The organism is Pseudomonas sp. UBA6699, assembly GCF_002454615.1.
Classification (GTDB): domain Bacteria; phylum Pseudomonadota; class Gammaproteobacteria; order Pseudomonadales; family Pseudomonadaceae; genus Aquipseudomonas; species Aquipseudomonas juntendi.
The window spans coordinates 430-1,461 of record NZ_DKJF01000121.1; the positions used below are offsets into that span (position 1 = coordinate 430).

The following is a 1,032-nucleotide window of genomic DNA, read 5'->3' on the forward strand; positions in this document are numbered from 1 at the left end:
AGGATGAACAGGCCGATGGCCCGTGGCAGGAAGTAGCCCAGCTTGCGCATTTCGCGACTGAGCGTGCGCGGTACCATTGCCACCAGTTCGCCCCAGCTGAATGCCGGGAAGTTGTCTTCGCCACGTATCACCACTTCAACCTTTTCGGCGAGAAAACCGTTGAACGGTGCGGCGATGACGTTGGCGACCAGCGTGAAGGTGAAGAACACCATCAACACCACCAAGGCGACGAACAGCGGCCAGAGGATGTAGGTAAGGAAGCTCAGCCAGCTCGGCAAGCTTGGCATCAGGGCATCCACCCAGAGGCTGAACTGATGGCCGGCGAAGTAGATCAGGCCACCGAACAGCAGCAGGTTGACCGCCAGCGGCAGCAGCACGAACAAGCGCAGGTTGGGGCTGAGCACCAGTTTCAGGCCTTCGCGCAGGTATTGGGGGCCAGAGAGGACAGGGGCTTGCATCAAGGTACTCCGCAGAGAAGGGAAACGCGCTGACCTTACCGAGTTTGGCGTGCCGACGAAAGGCAGCGGGTGGTTGGGAAACCGGCTGTAACAAAAGCATCGACAGTATGATCACCGATGAAATCGCAGCATAGACGATGCCTATGAGGTGGATTGTCGAAGGATATTTCCTTAATCTTTGCGACCTCGCTACAGTGCGTTCACCTTTCCGCTTTCCGGGCCTGCGCGTTGTAGCCTTCCCCAAGTGCTGCGTGGGTCCTTTTAAATTTTCCAGCTGGCGCCGCCGGTGTATCGACATCGGCCCGCTCGACAGGAGTTCGACATGTCTGAAGTACGTCATTCGCGCGTCATCATTCTGGGTTCCGGCCCTGCCGGTTACAGCGCTGCGGTGTATGCCGCCCGTGCCAACCTCAAGCCGCTGCTGATCACCGGCATGCAGGCCGGCGGCCAGCTGACCACCACTACCGAAGTCGACAACTGGCCGGGCGACCCGCACGGCCTGACTGGCCCGGCCCTGATGCAGCGTATGCAGGAGCATGCCGAGCGTTTCGAAACCGAGATCGTGTTCGACCAC

Annotated in this window: 2 protein-coding genes; one reads left to right on the plus strand and one right to left on the minus strand. The window is 59.7% G+C overall.

All coding sequences use genetic code 11. From position 1 onward, the window contains the following. On the minus strand, positions 1-458 hold a 458-nt coding region (gene cysZ, locus B3361_RS22280; RefSeq protein ID WP_286920364.1), incomplete at its 3' end, for a sulfate transporter CysZ. Between the two features lie 322 nt (positions 459-780). Between cysZ and B3361_RS22285 the strand changes: the two genes are divergently transcribed. Next, on the plus strand, positions 781-1,032 hold a 252-nt coding region (locus tag B3361_RS22285), incomplete at its 3' end, for an FAD-dependent oxidoreductase (RefSeq protein WP_286920365.1).